This is a genomic window from Planococcus sp. ANT_H30 (assembly GCF_008369335.1).
In the GTDB taxonomy this organism is placed as follows: domain Bacteria; phylum Bacillota; class Bacilli; order Bacillales_A; family Planococcaceae; genus Planococcus; species Planococcus kocurii.
The window spans coordinates 23323-42236 of the sequence record NZ_VOBJ01000010.1 but is presented as its reverse complement, the minus strand read 5'-3'; the positions used below and the strand labels follow the sequence as shown (position 1 = coordinate 42236).

At 41.1% G+C, this 18914-nt stretch carries 17 protein-coding genes; 4 read left to right on the top strand and 13 right to left on the bottom strand.

What is annotated here, in order from left to right; genetic code table 11:
* Positions 1 to 239: 239 nt before the first annotated feature.
* Both FQ085_RS15880 and FQ085_RS15875 read left to right on the top strand, forming a co-directional pair.
* A complete protein-coding gene (locus FQ085_RS15880; protein ID WP_149457121.1) occupies positions 240 to 1448 on the top strand; it encodes a Bcr/CflA family efflux MFS transporter in 1209 nt (402 codons plus the stop codon).
* A 205-nt stretch (positions 1449 to 1653) separates the two neighbouring features.
* On the top strand, positions 1654 to 3255 hold the full coding sequence (locus FQ085_RS15875) for a pyruvate oxidase (RefSeq protein WP_149457120.1): 1602 nt from the start codon (positions 1654 to 1656) through the stop codon (positions 3253 to 3255).
* Positions 3256 to 3306: 51 nt separating this feature from the next.
* Here FQ085_RS15875 and FQ085_RS15870 read toward each other — a convergent pair whose 3' ends face one another.
* The gene (locus FQ085_RS15870) at positions 3307 to 5409 is read right to left on the bottom strand and encodes a sensor domain-containing protein (RefSeq protein ID WP_149457119.1); all 2103 of its coding nucleotides are present in this window, start codon (positions 5407 to 5409) and stop codon (positions 3307 to 3309) included.
* A gap of 150 nt (positions 5410 to 5559) precedes the next feature.
* Entirely contained in the window at positions 5560 to 6351 is a 792-nt protein-coding gene (locus FQ085_RS15865) for a helix-turn-helix domain-containing protein (protein WP_149457118.1), read from the bottom strand.
* Between the two features lie 237 nt (positions 6352 to 6588).
* Between FQ085_RS15865 and FQ085_RS15860 the strand changes: the two genes are divergently transcribed.
* Positions 6589 to 7011, top strand: coding sequence for a VOC family protein (locus FQ085_RS15860; RefSeq protein ID WP_316834777.1), 423 nt, complete (start codon positions 6589 to 6591; stop codon positions 7009 to 7011).
* Positions 7012 to 7755: 744 nt separating this feature from the next.
* Here the strand turns inward: FQ085_RS15860 and FQ085_RS15855 are convergent.
* The 5 genes from FQ085_RS15855 to FQ085_RS15835 form a co-directional block, all read right to left on the bottom strand.
* On the bottom strand, positions 7756 to 9759 hold the full coding sequence (locus FQ085_RS15855) for an ABC1 kinase family protein (protein WP_149457117.1): 2004 nt from the start codon (positions 9757 to 9759) through the stop codon (positions 7756 to 7758).
* A gap of 102 nt (positions 9760 to 9861) precedes the next feature.
* A complete protein-coding gene (locus tag FQ085_RS18165; protein WP_188074768.1) occupies positions 9862 to 11121 on the bottom strand; it encodes an MBL fold metallo-hydrolase in 1260 nt (419 codons plus the stop codon).
* A 190-nt stretch (positions 11122 to 11311) separates the two neighbouring features.
* On the bottom strand, positions 11312 to 11827 hold the full coding sequence (locus tag FQ085_RS15845; RefSeq protein ID WP_149457116.1) for an AAA family ATPase: 516 nt from the start codon (positions 11825 to 11827) through the stop codon (positions 11312 to 11314).
* Positions 11824 to 12273: an SRPBCC family protein gene (locus tag FQ085_RS15840; protein ID WP_149457115.1), complete on the bottom strand. Its 450-nt coding sequence runs from the start codon at positions 12271 to 12273 to the stop codon at positions 11824 to 11826. The genes FQ085_RS15845 and FQ085_RS15840 overlap by 4 nt, the downstream gene beginning before the upstream one ends.
* Positions 12274 to 12288: 15 nt before the next feature.
* On the bottom strand, positions 12289 to 12741 hold the full coding sequence (locus tag FQ085_RS15835) for an SRPBCC family protein (RefSeq protein ID WP_058385365.1): 453 nt from the start codon (positions 12739 to 12741) through the stop codon (positions 12289 to 12291).
* Between the two features lie 149 nt (positions 12742 to 12890).
* Here FQ085_RS15835 and FQ085_RS15830 point away from each other — a divergent pair, with 149 nt between their 5' ends.
* Complete coding sequence (locus tag FQ085_RS15830; RefSeq protein WP_058385364.1) at positions 12891 to 13073, top strand: hypothetical protein; 183 nt, start codon at positions 12891 to 12893, stop codon at positions 13071 to 13073.
* Positions 13074 to 13110: 37 nt separating this feature from the next.
* On the opposite strand, the gene FQ085_RS15825 is transcribed toward FQ085_RS15830, so the two are convergent.
* From FQ085_RS15825 to FQ085_RS15800, 6 genes are all read right to left on the bottom strand, one after another.
* Positions 13111 to 13698, bottom strand: a complete 588-nt coding sequence (locus FQ085_RS15825) for a histidine phosphatase family protein (RefSeq protein ID WP_058385363.1) — start codon at positions 13696 to 13698, stop codon at positions 13111 to 13113.
* A gap of 96 nt (positions 13699 to 13794) precedes the next feature.
* The gene (locus FQ085_RS15820; RefSeq protein ID WP_149457114.1) at positions 13795 to 14127 is read right to left on the bottom strand and encodes a hypothetical protein; all 333 of its coding nucleotides are present in this window, start codon (positions 14125 to 14127) and stop codon (positions 13795 to 13797) included.
* Positions 14128 to 14595: 468 nt separating this feature from the next.
* Positions 14596 to 14955, bottom strand: a complete 360-nt coding sequence (locus FQ085_RS15815) for a nuclear transport factor 2 family protein (RefSeq protein ID WP_058385361.1) — start codon at positions 14953 to 14955, stop codon at positions 14596 to 14598.
* Between the two features lie 207 nt (positions 14956 to 15162).
* Entirely contained in the window at positions 15163 to 17073 is a 1911-nt protein-coding gene (locus FQ085_RS15810; protein ID WP_149457113.1) for a PTS fructose transporter subunit IIABC, read from the bottom strand.
* Positions 17070 to 18002: a 1-phosphofructokinase gene (gene pfkB, locus FQ085_RS15805; RefSeq protein WP_058385359.1), complete on the bottom strand. Its 933-nt coding sequence runs from the start codon at positions 18000 to 18002 to the stop codon at positions 17070 to 17072. Before pfkB ends, FQ085_RS15810 begins: the two co-directional genes overlap by 4 nt.
* A complete protein-coding gene (locus FQ085_RS15800; protein ID WP_149457112.1) occupies positions 17999 to 18751 on the bottom strand; it encodes a DeoR/GlpR family DNA-binding transcription regulator in 753 nt (250 codons plus the stop codon). The genes pfkB and FQ085_RS15800 overlap by 4 nt, the downstream gene beginning before the upstream one ends.
* Positions 18752 to 18914 lie beyond the last annotated feature (163 nt).

The window sequence follows — 18914 nt, the reverse complement described above, 5'->3', positions numbered from 1 at the left end:
TATCTACTTAAGGATATACTATTAAATTCACAACATAGCATCTAAAGAACTACTCAAGTGGCTGAACAAAAGTGCAATCAATACACAAAGACCGCAGTTCCAGTTGAACTGCGGTCTTTGAATTTTAGAAAAAAATAGATGGAAACAGCAAATATCTTCTACGTAGCTACTGCCATCTTGTGAAAAAATGCTGTATAGTAATGAAGGATATAGAGAGAAGTGAAAGGGGTTTTCAAAAGATGATGCAAAACCCAACAGGAAGAAAACGGCTCGGGCTGGCATTGATTTTAAGCATGCTCGGCATATTAGCGCCATTGAACATTGATATGTACTTACCGGCGTTTCCAGCGATTGCAGATGAACTAGACGCGCACGTGTCGTTAGTTCAACTTAGTTTGACTGCGTGTTTAATTGGACTCGCGGTTGGGCAAATCGTCGTTGGGCCTTTTAGTGACGCGGTAGGGAGACGAAAGCCACTCATTGTTTCCGTCATTTTGTTTGCACTCGCCTCCGTGCTCTGTGCCCTTGCTCCGAACATTGAAACATTGGTTGCGGCTCGTTTTGTTCAAGGATTTACTGCATCGGGTGGTGTTGTGTTGTCGAGAGCGGTCGTTAGCGATGTGTTCACAGGACGAGAAATGACCAAGTTTTTTGCGTTATTGATGGTGATTAATGCAGTTGCTCCTATGGCTGCTCCTATTGCAGGAGGTGCCATTTTGGCGTTGCCGTTTGCTGGCTGGGAAACAATATTTTATTTCCTTGGTTTACTAGGTGTAATCATGGTGATTGTGGTGATTTTGCGCTTACCGGAAACTTTGCCGCCTGAACAACGCGTGCCAAGTTCCATCGGTCATTCGGTTCGGACAATGGCCAGTTTGTTTAAGGAACGTCCCTTTATTGGCTACGCGCTTGTGGTCGGACTAATTCACGGGGGAAGCTTTGCCTATGTTGCCGGGACGCCTTTTGTCTACCAAGAAATTTACGGTGTGTCGCCTCAAACGTTTAGTGTGTTGTTTGGCATTAACGGCATTGCTATGATTCTGGGCAGTTTCATTATCGGAAAGTTTGGTGGCAGTGTTTCTGAGCACCGTTTGTTGCAAGGAGCTGTCGTGGTCGCCGTGAGTGCTACGTTTGTGCTGCTGATGATGACACTCATCCAAGGGCCACTCGCAACACTTGTGATTTCCATTTTTATTTACATGATTGCGATTGGCATGATCTTTACGAGTTCGTTTACGCTGGCGATGAAAGGACAAGGACACCGAGCAGGGAGTGCAAGTGCCGTTGTGGGCATGTTGCCTTTAGTTATTGGGTCGCTTGTGTCACCGCTCGTCGGAATCAATGAAACCTCTGCGGTTCCAATGGGCGCTATTTTATTTGGAACGTCTGTACTCGGAACGATTGCCTTTTTCTTTTTAACTGGGCATCGACAGCAAGTCAAACAATAATGAGAAACAAGAGCAGAGGAAAGTTAATCTCGCTCTTGTTTTTTATTTTCATAAATAAAATGAGTATTCAAATATCTTGGGTGTTAATTGGAAGACTCTTTTGTTGCTACTCGCAATTTAAAGCGTCTTTTTTGTTTACCGTTTCCTAACGCGAGGTATAAGGAACAAAAAAGCTTGTGTCAACAGTAGAGAGCGAGGGATATTCATGTTCGACAAAACAGCTGGGAGTTACGTCACCGAGTTGCTGAAAGAGTGGAAAGTAAATCACATTTACGGGATGCCCGGAGACTCGATCAATGAATTGATGGAAGAATTGCGAAAAGAAGAAAGCATTCGTTTTATCCAAGTTCGGCACGAAGAAACCGGTGCATTAGCAGCAGCCTCTCTTTCCAAATTGACGGGAAACATCGGCGTTTGCTTGTCTATTGCAGGTCCCGGAGCGGTTCATCTGTTAAACGGGCTATACGATGCGCAAAAAGACAAAACACCCATGCTAGCCATCGTTGGACAGGTCGATAGTCAGTTGGTCGGAACAGATACGTTTCAAGAGCTTAAAATGGATTCTCTGTTTGAGGAAGTTGCTGTTTATAATCGGCACGTTCAGCGCGCAGAACAACTACCGGATATGCTGAATCAAGCGATTCGTACTGCCTACGCTGAAAAAGGACCTGCAGTATTGATTGTTTCAAGTGATTTGTTTAGCACAAAAATCAAACATGAAAAACCACTTACGTCTGCTATTTTTTCTAAACCGAATATACGAGCTTCTGAAGAAGACTTACAAGACGCATTAAAATTGCTAAATGCTGCGAAAAAACCCGTGATATTGGCTGGTAAAGGGGCAAAAGGGGGAACAGCGGAAGTATTGGCATTGGCAGAAAAGCTGAAAGCGCCATTGATAGCTTCTTTTCCAGCGAAAGGCATCATACCGGACAACCACCCACATAATCTCGGTCAATTGGGGAAGTTGGGGACTGATCCGGCTGAACAGGCTATGCAAGAAACAGACTTACTGATCCTAGCAGGTACTGCTTTTCCATACCGAGATTATTTGCCTGCAGATGTAGCTGCTATTCAAATTGATACAGATCCGAAAGTAATCGGCAAGTATTATCCGGTGTTGCTTGGACTAGTGGGCGAACTGGCACCAACTGCTACTTGGTTGACTGCCAGACTAATGGAAAAAGAAGATGCCTTTCTTTTAGCGTACCAGCAAAAGCGTGAACGGTGGCATGACACGTTGCAACAAGACATGAATACAGAAACTCACCAATTGCAGCCGCAGCAAGTCATAGCGGAGGTGCAACGCATTTTACAAGAGGACGCCATCGTCTCACTCGATGTTGGCAGTATTACGTTGTGGGCAGCACGCTATTTGCAACTAAACAATCAACAACTCGTGGTGTCGGCGTGGCTCGGGACGATGGGGTGCGGCCTTCCAGGTGCCATTGCAGGGAAGCTGGCGTATCCCGACAAGCAAGTTGTGGCTTTACTCGGGGATGGCGGCTTTTCAATGGGCATGCAAGACTTCGTCACGGCAGTTAAATACGACTTACCGATGATTCTCGTCGTTTTTAATAACCAAAAACTCCAATTGATTGAACATGAACAACAAGAAATGGGCAACAAATCAACCCAAGTAGATTTAGCAAATATCGACTTTGCCGTCTTTGCTCATGCATGCGGCGGAGAAGGGTATGCCGCTAAAAACCGGGATGAGCTGAGACAAGCACTGACAAAAGCGAAAGTTAGTCGGAAACCGGTGATCATCGACGTGTTTGTAGAAGACAGCACACCACCTTCTTAAATTCAAAATAAAAAAGCAGAACGAAGATAATCGTTCGCTTTTTTATTTTTGTTATTTTTTATATACCGTGGTCAAATCGTGCAACGCTGCAGGCAAGGGACGTCCAAAATAATATCCTTGGCCTTCATCGCATTTTTTGCCTTGTAAAAAGGCTAATTGCGTATCGTCTTCAATGCCTTCTGCAACGACCGTCATATTTAAAGTATGTGCTAACGAAATGATGGTGGCTGTAATGGCTTTACCATTAAGGTCTTTGCTAATGTCCCCAACAAAACTGCGATCAATTTTGATGCGGTCAAATGAAAATTGCCTCAAATAACTAAGGGACGTAAAGCCTGTACCAAAATCATCAATCGACATCGATACACCCAGTTCTTTTAACTGGTGTAAACTGCTTTTCAGCAGTTCTGTATCAACCAACAAAATGCTTTCCGTTACTTCAAGTTCCAGCCATTTGGCGTTTAGTCCGGTTTCTTCCAGAATCTCAATAACGGTCTGCACAAAATCGAGTTGTTGCAATTGGATCGTCGAGATGTTGACACAGATTTTAATCGGCGGGTGACCTTGATCTTGCCATGCTTTATTTTGTGCGCATGCTGTATAGAGAACCCATCTGCCCAGTGATACGATTTGGCCAGTTTCTTCAGAAATCGGAATAAAGAAATCCGGTGGGATAAAGCCAAGTTCTGGGTGGTTCCAGCGGATTAATGCTTCCATGGCACTTAATCGATTATTTTTCAAATCGATGATGGGCTGATAATGAAGTGACATTTCTTGTTTGGTGAGAGCTGATTTCAACTCTCTTTCAATGGTTAGTCGATAAACTGACTGTTGGTCCAGTTCTTCAGAATAAACCGTATACTGTGCGATTTTATGTTTTTTCGTGTAGTTCATCGCGGAGTCCGCTTTCTTGATTAGCTCATCTACACTTTCATCGGGACCGCTGCTAAAGGCTATCCCAATACTCCCAGTAATAGAGACCGAATGTCCAAAGGCTTCAAAAGGTTTGGCTAATGCGTCATTAAATCGCGCTGCTAGTTGGAAAACTTGAGGTTGTTCCAATCCTTTTAACAGAACTGCAAATTCATCGCCCGCAAATCGTCCCACCGTACAACTTGGATCAATACTTTCGGATAACCGGTGCGCAACATCTTTTAAAAATTCGTCGCCGAACTGATGGCCGAACGAATCGTTGATCAACTTAAATCGATCTAAGTTAATGAAAAACACAGCAAGTTTCTTTTTGTTGTAGTCTTTGCTTTCTAACGCCCGTTTTACATGATCTTCAAACAAAGTACGGTTTGGTAAACGCGTCAGGGGATCGAAAAAACCCATTCCTTCCATCAGCTTTTTATAGTCTGTTTCAACAGTGATGTCTTTCGCAATTCCATAAGCACCTACAATGTGGCCACCTGACTTCATGGGAAAATTGGTTACCAGCAGGGTTCTAGTTTCTCCATCTTTTCGAATCATGCTAATTTCATAAGTACTCGCGTTTCCATTTAACGCGTTATGAAAGTGAAAAAAGGCTTTTGGTAAATCTTCTGAAACGATAAAGGGAGTGAAAGACAGTTGCAATATTTCTTCCTTGGTGTAACCCGAAATTATTTCGCACCCCGGGTTGGCTGATTGAAAATTTCCTTCCATATCAAAAGTAAATATCGCATCTGGATTATAGGTAAAGAGCGAATCAAGTCGTTCTTCTTTTTCTTTTAATTTTAGATTGGCTGTTACTTCAGCTGTAATGTCGATCACCGTGCCAAACAGCACGTTTTTACCTTGCCATTTCTTTTTAGTGGAATGGATTTCAACATGAAGCAATTGACCGTCACTTCTGTAAATTCTTACACGGTAACGTGCAAAAGCGTCTTTACTATCATACTCAGTAAATATTCGCTTTTGAATAATTGATAAATCTTCTGGGTGAATTAAGTTTTCTAAAGTAACTGTGCCATTTAAAATTTCCTTTTCCTCATAGCCTACTAATTTGCAGAAATATGGATTTACGTAGGAGTAAGTTGAACCATTCAGTACATACAGACTGATGGGAATTTGTTGAACAATGTCATCAAACAAATCCTCGTACAACCATTCAGTTGATAATGGCATTTTTTTGTGTATGGAGGTGTCCGCGTTGTTATTGTCATTCTTCACCAATCTGGCCTCCTTGTCATCCGAAATTTTCTACCATCTTCTCGTAGCATCGCACATCAATATGTATTTATGTTAAGTATAATAAAGGAATTTTCAAACTAATACCATTTATATTTTAAATTAACTAATTTTTATCAACAACAAACTAAGTTATTTGTTGTTTACCCGATATTGCCTTGGTGTAACGCCCACAACTTTCTTAAATGCCGCTTGAAACTGCGTATCGCTTTTGTATCCAATTTTACTAGCTATCTTGGAGACGGAACTATTACTCGTAGATAGTAAGTATTTCGCTGTATTGATACGACAAGAGATGATGTACTGGAGCGGACTCACACCGGTAACTTGCTTAAAAAGACGTGCTAATTGATATTTATTCAACTCAAATCGCGTAGCAAGTTCTTCTAATGACAGCGATTTTGAGTAGTTTTCCTCCATATAATGCTTGATTTCTTGAATTGTTTTATCCAAATTTGAGTAACTGATTGATTCTTGATTATTCGCAGAGCGAATTACGTGTAGCAAGATCAAATTTATCAAGTGATGTGCCATTTGGTTAGAGTCCGGTCGTGGATGTTCTGTTTCTTGCTTCAATTGCATCAAGAGTGAATTGAAGCTATCAATCTCACTAATAGGAATAATAGGAGGCAATTCCGCGTAACTTTTAACGTTTTCGGTACAAAAAGTGAGTCGATAACCACTCTGCATGTCAGAAGCAGCATACAGTTGCTCATGCCATTTTCCTGCTTGTATGAAAAGAACCGTTCCAGCGGGGGCTAAGTAGGTTTGTCTGTCAATTTTGCAGTGAACCGTTCCAGCTACCACTAACAGCAATTCCACTGTTGCGGGGTGGTGGTGGAGCGGGTGATATTCCGACGTACCATATGGAATAGAAAAAGATTGAATGCTATGAAATAAGGTTGGATCCGTGGCTGCAGACAATTAAATCGCTCATTTCTTTTTCTTTAATTTTAGCAAGAATTGATAAGAAAATCTGTATAATACCGGTAAATTTAAAGATAATTTCAATAGTAAATACAAGAATTGATAGGAAATCTATTAAAGATAAAGATTTTCAAGTGGAATAGCTATAAAAACTTATTTTAGATATGAATATTCTGATAATTAAACTAAAATAAACGTAAGATGATCTAACAAAAAAACGAAAGAAGGTTGAATATGATGAAGCAATTATGGATTAATTTACCTGTTAGCGATTTAAAAAGATCGAAAGAGTTTTTCAGCAACATTGGTGTGCCAATCATGGAAAGTCGCAGTGAGTCAGATCAAATGCTAGGTTTATTAATCGGCAATCCACCCGTACAAATTATGTTATTTACAGACGAGCAATTTAAAGGGTTTACACAAAATGAGTTAACAGACACAAACGAGTCGACAGAAGTATTATTTTCCATCTCAGTAGAGACTAAAGAAGAACTTGATGAGACGATTGGAAAAGTGAAACAAGCAGGTGGATTTGTATTTGGCGAGCCGACACAGCGAAATGGATTGTACGGCGCAGGATTTGCAGATTTGGATGGACATCGGTGGAATTTGCTGGTGATGCAGTTTAGCGAAGTTTGTAAATTAAAAGCTACTTAAAATATGAATATGAAGATTCGTATTTATTTAGAAAGGAATTTTTAAAAAGAAATTTCACAGAAGAATTTTTAAAACTAAAATTCTTCAATTACTAAATTTGCTGATCAATTGTAAAATTATAAATAACGTTACACAGAATATGCTACAAAAATAGTTATGCTATAAATTAGCTTAAAACGACGAAAAAATCGATTACGTCTCACTGTCTTAAGTATACTTAATTAGTGAAACACTACTTCCGATAATTTATATTATGTAAACTTAAAAAGAATTTAACGATTAGGCACGGTTTCTGCCTTCCCACCTTTGTTCCTTGTTATCCAGCTAATTCGACGTTAGTTTCTTTGCAATCTAGCCACTGTCTTATATTTTGTTCCCTCTGACTTCATTAAGTTCACTGTTGTTTACTTATTGGGTTTTTTAATCTCATCCTATAGCTATAAACTTCCTATATGTTTTTTCTTAGTCCCAACGACAAATTCATAGACTACTAATTCGTAGTCTATAGTAACGCATCCTGTCAGTCACTTCATAAAAAAAACAAACAAATAAATAAATCCCTTCTATTAACTCCTAGTTTATCCAGTTATGAAGTCTATTGAGTTAGTAGTTCCTTATCAAAAAAATTACTACAAGACCATTAATTTCATAGAAGTGAAACCTCCCCCTTCATCTAGCTAAGATTTACCAAAAACACATTAGGTAAACACAAAAAACCTGCACCCAGATTGGATGCAGGTTTTCTCACGTATTGCTGCGTTTCATATCACGTATCGCTTGAATCGATAGCCGAACTAGCAATATGACACAAAGAAACAGTCCTGTATAAGCGGCTGTATTCAAGTAAACAGCGTAAGCATTATTAATAAATTGCGCGATGGCTAGCAATGCGGCTGAAATCAGTCCAAATGTTATACCTGAGAACAATAACACAAACCGCGAGAACAACTGCAAGATAAAATTGGCATTATGCTTATCAGAAAAGACATCATGATGGAGAATCATTTTGCCACCTTCTATGCGCTGGATCAGCTGATCGGCACGTTTAGGCAACTTCATCAATTCTGGGATTAATAACGCTAATTCTTCTTCTACTCTTTGTTTCGTTTCACGCGGTTCTTTAAAAGGTTTTTTCAAGACAGCCGTTTTGTATTTTTTCGCAAACACTTTAGCTTCCGTGAACATATCAAATTTCGGATCTATCGTGTGTAAAGTGCCGTCCAGGCTGATTAATGACCGAAGTGCCATTCCGACTGATGGATAAAACGATAACCCGAATTCACGGACAATATCAAACATCGCATGAATCAGTTCCTCAGTTTGGATCTTATCGACATAGGCAATCTTCAACAACAATTGACCAACTGATTGTTCAAGTTTTTGACGATCAATATGACTATTGTCTTCTACAAGCACGTTAATCGCGTCACAAATGACTTCTGCATCGTTTTGTTGCACACCGATGATAAAGAGGTTTAGTCCATCTTGCTGTTGCGCTGCAAGACGTCCAACAGCTCCAAAATCGAGTAATATGGGTTTTCCATCTTGTTCATCAATAAAAATATTGCCAGGATGCGGATCGGCATGAAAAATACCTGAAAACAGCATTTGCTCAAAAAACGAAAACAACACGGTACGTCCAAACTCTTTTGGATCGATAGCAAAATGATCAAAAACAGCTTGTCCGCGCGAAATGCTTTTTCCTTTAAAATACTGCATGACGATTAAATTATCATTGCAATACTCCTGAAAAATATGCGGAATTTTCACAGGATAATCACTTTTTCTTAAGGCATTGGCGACTTGAATGGTATTACGTGTTTCAATTTCAAAGTTGATTTCTTCACGCAAACCGTTCGCAAAGCCAATCGCTAACTCACGAAAACCGATGTTCTCAGCCCAAGTAGATTTACTCGTCACCCATTCTGCAAACTCAACAAGAATATCCAAATCGTTACGCATAACGCCTTTTACTTCGGGACGTAGTAGCTTAACGACAACTTTTTCTTGCGTTGATTTCAACACAGCCTGATGGACTTGTCCGATTGAACCTGCAGCTAATGGATCCATGTTGAATTCCGAGAAAACATCTTCCACTCCAGCAGCTAATGATTTCTTTAAAATCGCTGTTACTTGCTCACTCGTTAACGGTTTAACATCTTGCTGCAAGGTCTCTAGTTCTTCGATAAAAACCGGTGAAAACAACTCTGTGCGCGTCGATAACACTTGACCGAATTTGATGAAAATCCCGCCACTTTGTTCTAATGTGTCTCGAAAAGCAATAGCGAAATCACGATTATTCTCTCGGTGACGCGCATATCGAATCGTGCGTGAAAAGCCATTTCTGACGGCGATTTCCAATACTTGACTCAATCGTTTTTGACGTCTCCACCGATGTCTGATGCGCTGTAAGATAAATTTCTGACCGGTGATCCGTTCTCCACGCTCACCGAGTTCAATTGGATCAAACAGTTCAAAAAACAGATAAAAGAGCATGGAAATTAGCAACATACTGCCGACCCAAATAATGGCACTAGCATCTGCAACCGCAAAACCAATATCTTCGCTCATAAAATCGATATAACGTAAATAGGAATACCAATACACGAATGTTGTTAAGCTGACTCCCAATAAGACAGAAAGAATTCTTTTCGTGAAATTGATCTTAGAACCCATTAAACGGCCACTGACATAATAAATAAATAAAGCGATTGCCAATAATTCCAGTAACATAATAACGTAAATCATGGAGGACATTCTCCTTTTCTCATCCATCCTTAACTTGCGGACTTGGTTTCTTCAGTATACCAAAGCTCCGTTTAATGTTCTTGAAACGATAGAAAGTAACTACTAGTTAGTGTTAACAGGGTCCATCATCTTTTTTAAGATTGCAAGCAATCCAACTGGATAAAGAATGGTCTCAGCAAGCGACAGCTCTTGTAAACTAATCCAAGTCGCTTTGGTCTTATTGCTTCCTTCTACCACGTCAAATTCGCGCTGATTGTAAAAACTGCTGTCCGTAAATTCCACTTCATAAATGAGTGAAATTTCATGAAAGACTTGTTCTTTCAGTGTGTAGATGTTTTCCAGTACATCTACATAGCGTATAATCTCAATACTGGCATTGATTTCTTCTTTAAACTCTCTCTGTAAGGTCATTGTAGAGGGCTCGCCAAGTTCAATGGTTCCACCCAGTGGTCGGTAAAACGGACCATTTCCAGCTGAATGATGCGCAAATTGTTGCTCAACTAAAATCAATTGTCCTTTTCTCAGGATTCCCAGTGTATTTGCTCGAGGTCGAAGATGGCGACTTTTTTTATCATGCCAATCATTTATGACTGAGGTGACAATGTGAACGGTATCCCATTCACCGCTTGAAAATTGGATAATTGGGTAAGATTTTGAAAAAAGTTGTTCGTTGATGTCACTTAACTGCAGTCCTTTTTCATAAAGCTCAATGATTGTTTGCTGAAGGGTTTCTAAATACAGCAGTTTTTGCTCTAATAAAGACCGACCATTTTCTAAAACTCCTGCATGACTGCAAAAGACGGTTTGGAATGGCAGTGTTAGTAATTTACGAAGAGAAGCAGCAATGAGCGGCAGCGATTCACTTGTCATCATGACACGAGTTTTCGGAGAGATAAACAAATCTCCAGTGAAAAGACGGCCGGATGGTGCATGGAATAACGAGACATGATCGTCTGCGTGTCCCGGCGTATGGATCACTTGCCAGCTCAGTGATCGCGAACAGATTTGATCATTCAGTGGCAACGCATCGAACGCGAAACGATTTCCCCAAGTAATTTTTCGGTAATCTGGGTATTCCCCATCTTTTTTGGTGATCGCGATTCCCATTGGATGAATAAAAATTGGTTTATGCTGATGCTGCTGGAGCCACGCGGCATTTCCTGTATGATCTTCGTGATGATGCGTTAAAACCACTTGATCAAATGACTGATCCGTAAAAAAATCAATCAATTCAGGCTGAAGCTTTTCAGCACCTGTGTCAACCAACATGCCGTCAACCAAATAGACAAAGACTTTACTTCGTGTTGCTTCTAAAAATCCTTCCACACATAGCACCTGTTCTTTTTCGTAGATCTTTATCACCGGCTATTCCCTCCTCGCAAAATCTAAGCACCCTGTTGCACTTTTTATTTTGGCAGCTCTCTGCTACTTAAAATCGCAGCTTTATGAATTGGTTTTAGTTTTAAGTTGTGCATTTTTTCTTGTTGACGTAGTTGATTTTATGTGGTAAATCCTTATGTAGGATACTACATATTAAGTAAATAAATGATTTTTACCACTCTGTCGTTAATAAATCATTCATTAACCAGTCAATCTCTTGACGATTTTTAATGACAATAAATTGATTGGGTAAGGTTTCACATTGCAGAAGAAACTCAGGCTTTATCGTTTCTTCGAAATACCGGTTCCATTTAAACATTTTGACTAACATACTAAGACTGGGTTTATAATTAGAGCGCTCTACTCTCGCTTTTTGTTTCAAATAGCGAAAAACGAATCGATATGTTCTCACAGCATAAGGCATATCCAAAAAGACCACGACATCTGCAGCATGCATCGCTCGTTCTGTCCAACCCGTGTGTACACCTTCAATAATCCAGTTGATTTGTCTAACAGCGGTAAGCAACTGATCGTCTCTCACTGATTCGGCATTACGCATGTCTCCGTCTCCTTGCCGACTCCAAACAAAATTATCTGTTTCAAAATGAGGAATTGTTAAAACCTTAGACAACTGACGAGCCAATGTGGTCTTGCCGCTTCCAACCGAGCCGATGATGTAAATCTTCACGATTCGGCGATCTTTACTACCCGCGCCAGTAACTCATATACTTGTTGCTTACTGCTGTCATGAGGGTCAATTTTGAGTAAAGTTTTTCCGATTACATTGGCGCCTTTATTAGAACCGCTATAAACAAATAAAGTCCGTTCAGCATCCAGTCGACTTAATGCAAAACTCAAAGTAATTTCGAAAAGTCCGGCTGCCACAAAATGGATGTCTTTTCGTTTTTGTTCGGGTAAATCGGTGTAGGCCGTAATTTCCATGACATAGCTAACCAAACGGCCAGCTATTCGGTTTTGCTGCGCATATTTTGACCCCACTCTGTTTGGTGATCCTTCAATTAATTGATGTTTTTCCAATTGCGGCATGATGCGCTGCAGTTGCTCATCTGAAAACAACGCCCATACTTGATCGATTGGTGCTGCAATAATGCGTTGCTCATTCCACTGAATCACGTCCCACACTCTCCTTTACAGTTTTAATGCTTCGTCTCTTACCCGCTCCATAAACGTCTTAATGGTTTGCTGGCGAGTTTTTTTACTGCCCGACAACAGCATCGCTTTGCCCAACATTCCTTTGCCTTTATTAGATCCTTCGTAGATAAATTTCGTGCGCTTTTCTCCGTCTTTTAATAAGGTAAACGAATAAAACACAACAACTAGCTGATTCATGTCAAACTGAGTTTGTTTGATTTTTTTGTCTGGCAAATCTTCATAACCGACGGTCTCCACTATGTACGTTTGCAATTGCTCCCCTTCGTAATAGCTTTGGGCATGTTTAGCGCCTAGCTGATCGTGATCGTTTTCAAGCAACACATGCTCTTCTACTTTGGGCATTAGTTTTTGTACACAGTCATCCCGGAATAAACTCCAAACTTTATCAATTTCAACAGCTATGATCATTTCTTCTTTCCATTTAACCATAATGACTCCTCCTCGAGGTTAACGACTCTTTTAACTATTATCCCATTAGCACACGAAAGATTCACGTCTCATTGCTCTACTTTTTACAGGCAGCCGCTTGAATTAATGTGCAGCCGCTTTATAATGGATAACAGAACGGAGTTGATTTAATGAAAACTTCAACCGTATTGATTTTATTTATTGTCATGATGCAAGTAATCACTACAGCGAACGCAGTTGTTTTTGATGGTGGGCTGGGCGACGTTGTCTTTTGGTTCAATTCCGCGTTATTCATGGGAGCACTCGCTGTCTATGTGTACCGCATGGACAAAGACAAAGCGGCGGGTAAATAAAAAGCAGCAAAGACTTTTGTCTTTGCTGCTTTTTTGGTTAAATTTTGCTACCCGATTTTTGGAGATGGCTCACTTGGTTATAATTTTTGATTAGCCATTGGTCTCGGTCAAACTGAATGTGACTAAGACAAGTATTCAGGAGTCTTGTTTTTCCAGAACCAATTTCACCATTTGACAATTCACCGAGCAAGGCATTGATGACACCTCCGTGTGAAACAAGCAACACCCGCTGATTTGGGTACCGATCGGCAATCCTTTTCAATCCGATTTCTAATCGCTTGGCGAACAGATCATTGTCTTCTTGATTTGGGTAAAACCTATCCGGAAAAGTAAGTGCTCGCTCTTCATAGGTCATTCCTTCGGCGTCACCAAAATGCTTTTCTGCAAATTCCTCCATTTCAATAAGTGGCAACATTAAAGATTCATTGATAATTTCTGCAGTTGTACGAGCACGTTGGAGTGGACTTGTGATCATTAAATCCCAATTAGAAGCTGACAAATGATGACCACAGCGAGTGGCCTGTTCGACACCCGCTGCATTTAATGGAATATCTGTTTTTCCTTGAATTTTCCCTTGGGCATTCCAATCCGTTTCACCATGGCGAACCAAACAGATGGTGGTCATACTGTTCACCTCTTCTATCTTAACTTGATATTGGGCTATTTTATCACAAAATATTATGGAACTCACCTAAAAAGCACGTACTCCGTCTATACGAAACTAAAATCCAATCAAATCGATTAATTGAAAATCATTTAGCGTGATTCGATTGCCACAACCTCGACACGTAAAACACAATTCAAAATCAATGGTTTCCGAAAATGCATTTTCAGAAATTCCCTCTTCTAAGATTTCTTTTCGTTGTGCATCAGTTGTAGCTTTGCCCAATTGGCGGATAAACGCTTCTTGAAAATTTTCAATCACTTCACTTTTCCAACTAACCCCTACTTGAAAACCAGTTGTAATCGAATGAATTCCAACTTCTCCATTTTTTTGCGGTGAGCTAAACTTACCGGTGATTTTACAATCGTCACATATTACATGGATTTCCATAGTTATTCCTCCTTTAGTCAAGGTTCATGAATGCATATCAACTGCTTATGGGTGCTTCATTTAATCGAAAGTTCATTTGTAGTACTGTATAGTAAAAGTTGAGTTTTATTTTTGAACGTTGTTGTTTTGATTATAAGGCCCAATTGTCGAGAAGTTATCGAGAAAACAAGATTTAACTGATTTTTTTGCCATCTTTTCGTTATCCATAAGATTTAACTATCTGTATTTCGCGGCTAGTATGGCATACATACATATTTCACCATAAGTAAAAGACTACATGGATTCCTTCGATTGATTCCTGTATATTTCTAACGGCATATAAAAAAATCAGGTTACTTTTCCTCCAACAAAAGCAACCTGATTCCGTATGTGAAGAGCATTTGCAGTAACATAAGCTTCGGAAAACACCAAACTCTTTCGGTTTTCCATAACCTGACAAACTTTTATCTATTAATCAAGGCTTTTCGCTTAGTCAGTCGACTCAATGACAAAAGTGATCAATGTCTTTATCTTGCTGTCTTTTGCGTCGTCTACTTCATATAAGTCACAATACGTGTAGACTTTCTCAGTACCATCTTCTCCTTTTCGACTCATTTTACCGGTAAGTGCCGCTCCCTTCTTCCCAACTAACGACAACTCAGTTGAATAATCCATCCCTGTATACCCTTCATTTATTCCGAATGCCGCATCAAGAAACGCTTGCTTCCCTACGATCGATTCGGCTCCTACCATCGTCCAGACAATGTCCTCAGCGATATAGTTTTCAATGAATTGCCGGTCTCCTTGAAAAAAGGCTTGATTAAATTGATGGAAAAATTCTTCATTCATCTCCCGCCACTCCTTTCAATTAGTAAGTTATCGTTTTACTATGATATAGCTATTTCTAGCTGGCTTTAGCATGTAACGACCGGTCCGTTGCTTTTTTCTGCATTATTCAATACCCTATTTCTTTTAAAGTTATCCGTTGGATCTGTCCTTTTTCTGTGTGATGCACACAAAAAACCGCTCCAGGATTTTTCCTGAAACGGTTTTGGATTAGGCAGCTGCAACTACTCTTTTTTTCAAAGCACCGACAACTAATGCCGTTACGACAGCACCTGCTAAAATAGCCAACATATAAAGTAAGATGCTGGGAACGCCGCCGTCGACCAGGCCGATAACAAAAATGCCGCCGTGAGGAGCACGCAGTCCGATATCAAAGAACATGACCAAAGCACCTGTCACTGCCGCTCCCGCCACTGAAGCCGGAATAACGCGCGCTGGGTCTGCTGCTGCGAATGGAATAACACCTTCAGTAATAAAGCAAGCGCCGAGCACGTATGCGGTTTTACCTGCTTCGCGTTCAGGTTTGGTGAATTTGTTTTTAAACAAACTTGTCGCAATGGCTAGACCGAGCGGTGGGACCATTCCTGCTGCCATGACCGTCGCCATGAAATTGAAGTTTTGCGCGTCCAACATCGCTAGACCAAATGTATAAGCTGCTTTGTTTATAGGACCACCCATATCGATGGCCATCATCCCGCCGAGTAACAACCCGACCAACACCAAATTCGTACCACCGAGACTTTCCAGAAATGTAGAAATCGCTGTATAAACTTTCGTTAGTTGTGGATTGACAAGCATCATAATAATGCCGGTAATGGCAATCGCAAACACCGGGAAAAACAACACCGGTTTTAATCCTTCTAATGACTCAGGTAAACGAGAAAATAGTTTTTTTACTAAAAGTGTGACGTACCCGGCGAGAAACCCAGCAATCAAGCCGCCGAGAAATCCAGAACCGCCACTCGCGCCTTCAACACCTGTCACCGTAATCGCAATCAAGCCACCAATCATACCCGGTGCAAATCCAGGACGATCCGCAATACTCATCGCAATAAAGCCGGCGAGAACCGGGACCATTAAGAAGAACGCATTGGCACCACCAATGGTGTTCAGCATAGCCGCAAATTCGTTGTATTCCGGACTGTCGGGATTGCCGGCATTAATACCCCAGAAAAACGAAATAGCAATGAGAATACCACCCCCGACAACAAATGGCAACATATTCGATACGCCATTCATCAAATGCTTATAAAATCCACTTTTTGTGTCGTTTGTCTTCGCTTCGTCTTGCGATGTGTCGTGTTTATATATCGGTGCATCTCCATTTACTGCACGGTTTAATAACTGATCTGTTTCATAAATGGCTTTGCCCACCGCTGTTTGAATAACTGGCTTGCCGTCAAAACGACTCATTTCCACTTTGGTGTCTGCTGCAACAATAATGGCATCCGCTCCCGCAATGTCTTCAGCAGTCAACCCATTTTTCACACCACTCGAGCCGTTGGTTTCTACTGTTAACGAAATATTCAACTCTTTGGCCCGTTCTTTTAACTTTTCAGCCGCCATATACGTGTGCGCAATCCCTGTTGGACAAGCAGTCACTGCAAGAATTTTCTTTTCTGAACGATCGGTGGATGCCATTTCTGCAACTTCCGCTTCGTCTAAAGAAGCTTCTTTTTCTGCGACCACTTGCAGGATTTGCTGTTTCGATTCTGCCGCGAGAATATTCGTACGGAACCGTTCATCCATCAAAAATGTCGCCAAGCGGGACAGCGCTTCTAGGTGATCGTCGTTAGCGCCTTCACTCGCCGCAATCATAAAAAACAAATGCGCAGGCTGACCGTCAAGCGATTCAAAATCAAGCCCTTCAACCGACCGACCCAATGCAATGGCTGGTGACTTGACTGCAGCGGACTTGGCGTGTGGTATAGCAATACCGTCACCGATCCCTGTCGTACTTTGGCTTTCACGTGCTAATATGGCTGTGGTAAAGGCATGTTGATCCGCTAATTTACCAGCACGCTCAAGTTGAGATACCAGTTCTTCTAGTACTTGTTGTTTGGTTGTGGCGGATAAGTTTAAAATGATCGTTTGTTCGGTTAACAGCTGAGTGATGTTCATTTTGTCACATCCTTTTCTTCGTATGGGGAAACTACTACTTGTTCGACTAATCGATCAACTTCTTCTTTTTGGCACAAATCCGACCGAAAAGCAGTGGCACTGCCACTAGCAACCCCGTAGCGGAAAGCTTGTGCCACATCTTGACCCGCTACGTACGACGCGATAAATCCAGATACCAATGAATCCCCAGAGCCGACTGTGTTAACGACAGTTCCTTGCGGGGCTCTCGCGACAAGCGCAAGATCTTTTGTTACAAACAGCGCACCCTCACTTCCCATCGAAACAATCACATGTTGTGTACCTCGTGCCACTAACCTACTGGCATAGTCGTAGGCATCTGACAAATGGGCGATTTCAACACCAAACAAGTCGCCCAACTCCTGTTGATTGGGTTTGATCAAAAAAACCGGTGTCGTCAGTATGTTCTTTAAGGCCGGACCGGATGTGTCTACTACAAAGCGAATGTTTTTGGCTTCACAAATAGTGGCCAGTTCTAAAAAATACGACGGTGCAATCGAACTTGGCAAACTCCCAGCCAGTACAAACCAGTCGCCACTCTTCATACGGCGCACTTTTTCGGTCAATGCAGACAGTTGTGCTTTCGTTAATTCTGGACCGGGACCGTTTAACTCCGTTTCTTCGGCTGATTTGATTTTAACGTTCATGCGGGTGATTTCAGTCGTTTCAATAAAGTCCGTCGTGATGCCTTCGTTTTTTAAAAACGCATCTATATAATGCCCGGTAAAGCCTCCCACATAGCCAAGCGCTCGACTTGTGACGCCTAGCCGCTGCAACACACGAGAAACATTAATGCCTTTGCCGCCTGGATAATAGTAAACGTCGTTGCTACGGTTCAATTTCCCCTGTTCAAAGTCCGGTACATAAACGGTGTAATCAATAGAAGGTGCAATTGTACACGTGTAAATCATCGAGTCACTACCTTTACAATGGTCTTTTTTTCAAGCATAGCATTGGCTTCTTTGGAAATTTCATCTACAATTAAGGTGGCACGTTCTAAGTCCATAATCTTGGCAAAACTGATTTTATTGATTTTGGAATGATCAGCGAGCACGAAGGTTTTTCGCGCTAACGAACTGGCTACTTGTTTGACGGCTGCTTCTTCCGGGTCTGGCGTTGTATAGCCATAGTCCGGGTGACAACCGTTGATGCCGAGGAAACAACTATCAAAGCGGTAGTTCTGCAAGGCTTGAATCGTTTGAGAACCGACAAATGCGCCAGTTCGCGGCTTCATCAATCCACCGGTTAAATAAGTAGTGATACCTTGCTCATTGAGAGCTTCGACAAGCGTTAAACCGTTGGTTACAACGACCAAATCTTTATCTTTGAGAAACGGAATTAGTTGAAAGGTTGTCGTACCGGCATCTAGAAAAACACTATCGCCTTGCTGGATAAGTGAAGATGCAAATTCTGCAATCTTTATTTTTTCATCTAAAAACTGTGTCGATTTGTCGAAAATACTAGGTTCTAGCAGATTCTGCCCGGTTACAGTAGCACCACCAAAAACACGTGTTAACTTCTGCAACTGTTCAAGATCGGTCAAATCTCTTCGAATGGTTGATTCGGATGCGCCGGTGGATTCCACCAGTTGTTGAATTTTGACTGTTTGCTTTTCTTCAAGTAGCTGTAAAATATACGCATGCCGTTCGTTGGTTAGCAAGTATTCACCCTCTTTTCAATAAAGTAAATGTTCTGTTAAAGGGATGATACTTGAAATCGCTTCCAAAATCAATCATAATCGGTCATAAGCACTCAAAAAAGCCGTTTTTTATTTTAATTCACTCGATAACCGTCATAAACGGTCATTGAGTTTAAAATGGCAA

Bases quoted from the DNA above. Each gene is read 5' to 3' on its own strand.
- FQ085_RS15810 (WP_149457113.1), bottom strand. From the start codon at position 17,073: ATGAACATCACTCAGCTGTTAACCGAACAAACGATCATTTTAAACTTA.
- FQ085_RS15820 (WP_149457114.1), bottom strand. From the start codon at position 14,127: ATGGAAATCCATGTAATATGTGACGATTGTAAAATCACCGGTAAGTTT.
- FQ085_RS15860 (WP_316834777.1), top strand. From the start codon at position 6,589: ATGATGAAGCAATTATGGATTAATTTACCTGTTAGCGATTTAAAAAGA.
- FQ085_RS15815 (WP_058385361.1), bottom strand. From the start codon at position 14,955: ATGAATGAAGAATTTTTCCATCAATTTAATCAAGCCTTTTTTCAAGGA.
- pfkB (WP_058385359.1), bottom strand. From the start codon at position 18,002: ATGATTTACACGTGTACAATTGCACCTTCTATTGATTACACCGTTTAT.
- FQ085_RS15825 (WP_058385363.1), bottom strand. From the start codon at position 13,698: ATGACCACCATCTGTTTGGTTCGCCATGGTGAAACGGATTGGAATGCC.
- FQ085_RS15830 (WP_058385364.1), top strand. From the start codon at position 12,891: ATGAAAACTTCAACCGTATTGATTTTATTTATTGTCATGATGCAAGTA.
- FQ085_RS15880 (WP_149457121.1), top strand. From the start codon at position 240: ATGATGCAAAACCCAACAGGAAGAAAACGGCTCGGGCTGGCATTGATT.
- FQ085_RS15875 (WP_149457120.1), top strand. From the start codon at position 1,654: ATGTTCGACAAAACAGCTGGGAGTTACGTCACCGAGTTGCTGAAAGAG.
- FQ085_RS15855 (WP_149457117.1), bottom strand. From the start codon at position 9,759: ATGATTTACGTTATTATGTTACTGGAATTATTGGCAATCGCTTTATTT.
- FQ085_RS15835 (WP_058385365.1), bottom strand. From the start codon at position 12,741: ATGGTTAAATGGAAAGAAGAAATGATCATAGCTGTTGAAATTGATAAA.